This is a genomic window from Microcoleus sp. PH2017_05_CCC_O_A, from assembly GCF_020738785.1.
Classification (GTDB): Bacteria; Cyanobacteriota; Cyanobacteriia; order Cyanobacteriales; family Microcoleaceae; genus Microcoleus.
Genome location: NZ_JAEQCB010000237.1, coordinates 1 through 5,871 on the forward strand (window position 1 = coordinate 1; position 5,871 = coordinate 5,871).

General features: G+C 42.3%; 8 protein-coding genes. 2 read left to right on the forward strand and 6 right to left on the reverse strand.

Annotated features, from left to right (window positions below):
- Nucleotides 1–116: 116 nt before the first annotated feature.
- Nucleotides 117–1,517: an NB-ARC domain-containing protein gene (locus JGK20_RS32420; RefSeq protein WP_293193112.1), complete on the reverse strand. Its 1,401-nt coding sequence runs from the start codon at nucleotides 1,515–1,517 to the stop codon at nucleotides 117–119.
- A 247-nt stretch (nucleotides 1,518–1,764) separates the two neighbouring features.
- Between JGK20_RS32420 and JGK20_RS32425 the strand changes: the two genes are divergently transcribed.
- Complete coding sequence (locus JGK20_RS32425; RefSeq protein WP_293193113.1) at nucleotides 1,765–2,250, forward strand: hypothetical protein; 486 nt, start codon at nucleotides 1,765–1,767, stop codon at nucleotides 2,248–2,250.
- A gap of 154 nt (nucleotides 2,251–2,404) precedes the next feature.
- Complete coding sequence (locus JGK20_RS32430; protein ID WP_293193114.1) at nucleotides 2,405–2,863, forward strand: hypothetical protein; 459 nt, start codon at nucleotides 2,405–2,407, stop codon at nucleotides 2,861–2,863.
- A gap of 133 nt (nucleotides 2,864–2,996) precedes the next feature.
- On the opposite strand, the gene JGK20_RS32435 is transcribed toward JGK20_RS32430, so the two are convergent.
- The 5 genes from JGK20_RS32435 to JGK20_RS32455 all read right to left on the reverse strand — a co-directional run bounded on the left by JGK20_RS32435 (nucleotide 2,997) and on the right by JGK20_RS32455 (nucleotide 5,618).
- A complete protein-coding gene (locus JGK20_RS32435; protein ID WP_293213529.1) occupies nucleotides 2,997–3,254 on the reverse strand; it encodes a hypothetical protein in 258 nt (85 codons plus the stop codon).
- Nucleotides 3,214–3,576 carry a hypothetical protein gene (locus JGK20_RS32440; RefSeq protein WP_293213532.1) on the reverse strand — a complete coding sequence of 121 codons (363 nt, stop codon included), beginning with the start codon at nucleotides 3,574–3,576 and terminating at the stop codon, nucleotides 3,214–3,216. Before JGK20_RS32440 ends, JGK20_RS32435 begins: the two co-directional genes overlap by 41 nt.
- A gap of 110 nt (nucleotides 3,577–3,686) precedes the next feature.
- Nucleotides 3,687–4,511, reverse strand: coding sequence for a peptidoglycan-binding protein (locus tag JGK20_RS32445; RefSeq protein ID WP_293233550.1), 825 nt, complete (start codon nucleotides 4,509–4,511; stop codon nucleotides 3,687–3,689).
- 73 nt (nucleotides 4,512–4,584) lie between these two features.
- Nucleotides 4,585–5,127, reverse strand: a complete 543-nt coding sequence (locus JGK20_RS32450) for a hypothetical protein (RefSeq protein ID WP_293177981.1) — start codon at nucleotides 5,125–5,127, stop codon at nucleotides 4,585–4,587.
- Nucleotides 5,124–5,618, reverse strand: coding sequence for a DUF4365 domain-containing protein (locus JGK20_RS32455; RefSeq protein WP_293196669.1), 495 nt, complete (start codon nucleotides 5,616–5,618; stop codon nucleotides 5,124–5,126). The genes JGK20_RS32450 and JGK20_RS32455 overlap by 4 nt, the downstream gene beginning before the upstream one ends.
- Between the last annotated feature and the right edge of the window lie 253 nt (nucleotides 5,619–5,871).

Genomic DNA, 5,871 nt, shown 5'->3' on the forward strand with positions numbered 1-5,871 from the left:
TCAAAGAGGACTCAAATTAATTGCATTTTGCATCAAACTCTGTAGTCGGTTTTAACCGACTTTCGCTTTGAGGCAGGGGTTTAAACCCCTGCCGGACTGTGGGAAAGTAGAAAGTATCAACAAACTGGATTTGATATTAAATATTGTCTCACCACAGGACAAACACTAAATAGCGTTTCATTCTCAATTTCTTCAATTTCAACTAACGATCGCCTCCCCAAAGATTGCAGCCCGTTGAACAACTCCGAGGGCGATAAATCGGCATCTTGTAGCAATTGCTCTATCGAAACTGAATTTGCTTCGAGGCTGAGGCGGGAAATGAGCTTTTTCTCTAATTCTGACAGGCGATCGATCTGCGGGTGCAATGCTGCTGCCAATTCTTCCCCTAGGAATACCATATCATATTTCAAAAAATCTGCAACCCTGCCTCGGAATATTTCTTGAATGGTGGTGGCGACTATTTTTAACCACAATGGATTGCCTCGGTAGGCATTAATTAGGTTTTCCCATTTTTCGGGGTTTAGTAAACTTTTTTGTCGGAAAATTTCGGTGGCATCTGTACCTATGCCTTTGAGTTGTAAAGTACGAACTGGTGAATTTTCGCCTGTTAATGCGGTAATTTCTCTGGGGGTTTCCCAAGTGTGGAGGATCAAACAACTGTTGTGGGTTGTTTCTCCGATTTGTCGGAAGAGGATGCTGTAATTTTCGCAGTCTGGGCGGTAATTTCCTGCGAGTTGTCCGTTGCTGAGGAGAGTTTGCGCGTCGTCGAGGATGATGAGACAGCGGTTTTTTCGCAGATATTCCATTAACAGGGAAAGTCGATCGCCAATGCTGACTGGTAATTCGGTTTCTGGTTGATTGGCGATAAATTGAATCAGGTTTTTTAGGGTGGTTGCGAGGGGTGGAGAGGTGCGGAGACTTCGCCAAATTACGCAGTCAAAGTGATGTTGAATTTGTGGGATGAGGTGGAGGGAAAGTGCGGTTTTGCCGATGCCGCTGAGTCCTGATATGGCTGCGAGGTTGCACTTTTCTTGGACAATCCATTTTTCGAGGGTGGCGAGTTCGGATGTGCGATCGTACAATAATGAAATATGAGGGGCATCTGCTAAGTCTAGTCTGGTTTGGGGTTTTGAGGTGTCTGGGGTGGGCTTGGAGGGCGATCGATCTTTTGGAATTTCGGGAGGTTGCAAAGTGTCTCCACAAACATTGATGTTATTAATTTGTGCAAAGTCTTTCGCGAAATTTGATGAAACAATGGAGAATCGCCACCTCTCCATAGCAATTTTTAAATTTGATTTATTAACCTCTTCACCAAATACCTCTGAAAGGATTTGCCATAACTCAGAGGCTACATTTCTGACATGACCTTCAGTCCGATGGGATTCTTCTGCGATTGTAGAGTGTTTTTGACCTTTCCATACACCCAGCAGGATAGCTTTTTGCAGATCGTCCAAGTGTTCTCCTGTTTTGGCGAAAACCATTTCGTCGGCAAATCTCAAGACTTCTTGAACGTCCATTAGTCGGCTTGTGGGAATTTTAGTTATTGTATCATACTTTTTATGACATTTTATAGCAGAAATGATTAAATCTGACATTTAATGGGATAAGGCTTTGTAAAACTCATTACATTTCCTGACTTTTTATGACTAGACATAACTTGAATATTGACACGAAAATATTCTATATTTACAAGCACAACTGTACTTTTAACAGTCAATTGTATAGCTATAACAAATCAAAAAACTTCCTGTAGGAGGGAGAATTATGAGTAGCAGTAATAATACTATTGCTATCGTTAGTCTTGGGCTTGGTATTGTTGTCATCATGGGGATCGGTGGCATTGTTGCCTACTCGAATGTGAATAATCAGCTAGTTAGCACTCAAACTCAGTTACAACAAGCTCAAAAGGAGCGAGACGAGTTTAAAAAACAGAGCGAGGAAAAAGATAAAGAGATCAATGAGAAAGATAAAGAGATCAAAGATATTCGTGAAACTTCTGGCGATCGCGAAAGTCAAATTGCTCAAAAACAAGGCGAACTTCAGCGAGCTAAAGCAGAGACTCAGACGGTAAGCGGCTGCCTAAAAGGTGTATTGGAGGCAATCTCATATCAAGATGACCAAAGTAAGGCTATCTTTGCTCTAGGAGCAGTAAAGGATAAGTGCGAATCAGCCGGAAGGATCGTACAACGAATAGAAAACACACAGGATGAACAACAATCTCCTCGTACAAGCAATATCCAATCGAATTAATAAATCAGGGTGCCATTACATTTGTTCAAAAGTCAGCGAACTTCCTGCTTAGCATCGCTGCGGGTAATCGCTCTTTCTTTTTCTGAAGTGCGATCGTCCTTATGTTATTACAAGCTTAAATTATTTCTGCACACATCATTTGGTTACTAAAGCAATGAACAAAAAACTAGGAATTTTAGCGATCGCAGCTCTTTTTACTATCAGTGGGGCTATCCTTAAAGGTACTCAAATGGCTAATGCTAAGCTAGTAGCACCCACTACAGTCACTAATCAAAACTTTACAGATAATAAGTTAACAATCTTAGCGCAGGGTTATGGACAACCACAGGGTAGCCCTTGGGAACAGGTAGATGCACAAAAATACAAAAATCCCGATACCGGGCAGACTTTTTGTTTCTACTATAACCCAGGACGCTGGGCACCGTGTCCAAATCAGGGCACATCAGTTATCAGAGTGCGAAATGCCAAATGCACGGGTTCCAATATTACCCAAGCATTAGCCGATCGATGTCCACGCGCTTTGTGTGGATTAGCAGAGCTTCAAGCCAGTTTAGACGAACTTAGAAGTAACGGACGCTCAATTCCTGCTTTACCTTGTAATGGTCTCCCCTAGCAAACAGATGTGGATTTATCTAATAAGTGAGTTTGATTTTTAGGGTGCTTTGTTAACGCCCTTTATTTTACATCATTTTTGAGAGCGATCGCCCTTCCTTCACTGAAGTGCGATCGCTCTAATTATTCTTCACTCAAACTATTTCCGAGGCTAAAAGCCTACCATCAACTCGCTCATATTCATCTTCCAGTAGCCACGAATGAGCCTCATCGTAACTTGAACCTAAAAACAGCAGTTTATAATTCGGCGATGGCTCGTAAATACCACACTTACTATTTTTGCCACCCACTAACATCAGAATCCGAGGCGGGAAAACAATCGGATCTACCCACAACTCGATAAATTCCCAATCATTGACTTGTTCGACGAGGTTTTGTGCGGGGGATAACATGGTAATTATCGGTTCCTTTGATGATTTTAATTTCTGCGTAATACAGCGGAATGCGACTGCCGTCGGCTCTGATTTGATGACCTATAGGATAATCAAAGTATAGCCCGTAGCGATCGTAGTCATCGGTTTCATCCTCAATCCCTGTAAGCTCTCCTCTATCTATAATAGCTTGTATCACTAAATCCATTGTGGCTCTGTCATTAAACACATGAGCTTTTTCTTCTTTTCTCAGCAGTCTTTGTACCTGTGGCGTTTCGGGAAGATGTTTGTCAAATAAACTGGTTCTTGGGTCTGGTGTTAGTTCGCGGTTAATGCCACTCATTAACTAATTATATAGGATACTTGCAATTGATCCTACCATAACCTTATATCAAAAGCGCCCTGACTTGAATTGAGGAGCGAGCGCTTTTATAATAACAGAAGAGAGGATATTTAAGCACTTTCCTCAATTAAATCTGCTTCAGCATCCCGCCGTCTGTTCATCCCTTCTTCAATGCTCGTTCCCAGCCAAATTCGTTTCATTTTGCGAATTTGTTCGGCAATTTTACTCACATTTTTTTTCGTTACCAAATCGCGAACTACACGCATTTCCAGGCGGCGGTTTCCCTGCATACTCGTGCCGCGGTTGAACACCAAACTTACCAATCCTCCTTGAACATCTGCCGGCAATTGTTCAAAACCGGGAAATGCTTCTTTTGTCAGATTGTAAAATTTCGGCACTGTGACAACATTAAAAACTTCCCATGCTAATTCCCAGGGAACAATGATGTCTCTAACACTAGCTAAACGTTCTTTTGCTGCATCCTCTGTCAACTCGCAGCATTCACTCAAACGCTGGCGCTCAACATCTGTTAATTTCTGCCAATCTTGGTTGAAAACTTCTACTGTGTTGTAACCTAGATCGTAACCGATGCCGATCGTAATTCCCGATGCTCCTTCCGGCCAAGTTGGGCGCTGCAACTGGTTTTCGTAGTATTCCCGCCCGCCACCGACCTCGAATTCTAAGATTAGCTCGATCGCCCTGTATGATAAAAGTGACGACCCCAAAGGTTCCCCAGGGAACAAAGCAGCTAGCGTTTCCGGGCCCGGTATGCCGTTTGCCAAAATTTTTTGATTGGTTTGAAACTGTTTGAGGGATGCTTCTGTTTTCGGCCCAAACTTGCCGTCAGCAGGGCCCGGATTCAACCCTAACTCCAGCAAGCGTTTTTGAAGTTTCACAACATCGGAACCCGATGCACCTAATTTTAGAGTTTGCACAACCTGTTTTCCTGTAATGCGATCGGCACAATAATTTTTGCTTGATATTGTACCACAACCAGCATCTCCCAAACTATGAGATTAATTCTGCCTCACTCAGCAGAGCAAAATCGCGCGGATTGTTTAACACGAAACCGTCATTTTCTTTAATTAAATCACCAAAACAGGTGACAGGCGATCGGGCTTCATAAGCCTTGAGGGCCAACTGATAATCTGCTTCCGGCAATTCCAGATTAATTTTTCTCAGCTTCCCCACCACAAATCCTATTAAAGTAATTTGGTCTGGAGATTCTGCCCCATACACTTTATTAATCCATCCCGAGATTGCAACATTAGGTAAAACCGTGATTAAATCGCTGAGAATATCTAGCTGAGAACGATTTTCTATAACTTCTAGTGCTTTTAAGTTTCGACACATCACCTCTGCAAAATCATCAAAATCTTGGTGAGGTGAAACCAATACTTCCCCCTCCTGACTCACAGAATTTTTCTTAATCCAAATGAATCCCTCATAAAATTTACGAGCTTTATGCCAGCCATTTATCTGTAAGTATTTCTCCAACACATTTGGCTCAATTGTTTTCAGAATGTGACTATCTCTTACAGTTACTTTCATGGCAAACTTCCCTCGCTAATGCGCTGTATCATTGACTTAAGAGCTTCTACTGTAAACTGATTGCTGCGGGGTAAAGAAACAGTCACATTTGCTATATTTTGTGTTTCTGTCTGTCCCCGCAATGACATCCAGTAGGCACAATTTCTCATACACAGTTCCGCTTCTGACTGCTGCAACCAGTCTTCTAGATTTTCTGGTACTAAAACTACAACTAAGATTCGAGGTACTAGGGCATTTCTTCTCAAATCATTGTAGTTTTTGACTTTGAGCGGATATCGGATGTAGTCGCCGTCTATCACGTCCCTTGAAGTACATTTTAATTGTAACTTCAACTCAGGAAAATAAACGCTTCCGTCACCGCTGGCAGCCGTGATTTGTAAGTCGATGCTGTCGAAGTCTAACTCTAACGGATCGATCGAGAAACCCGCAACTGCCGCCACAGCACGTACATAAGCTTTGCTGAAAAGTTCTTTCTGCTGGTTCAGTTCCATTCCAAAATAAACATCTTGCAAAAATAATATATTTTACAAGAGAGGTGTTCCACAAGTAATTATTGTAGGAGAGTTCTACCCGAGACGCGATCGATTCATATAATTTCTTATTCTTAGTCCGCGGAGGCGGACATTGTTTGTGTAGTAGCGGTTTCAAGAGACTGTTGGCGAATGTCTGAGGGGTGTCACCCCTCAGACATTGCCGTCCTGAATAGGCAGAATGATTGTGTAATCACGCACCATATTAAATAAT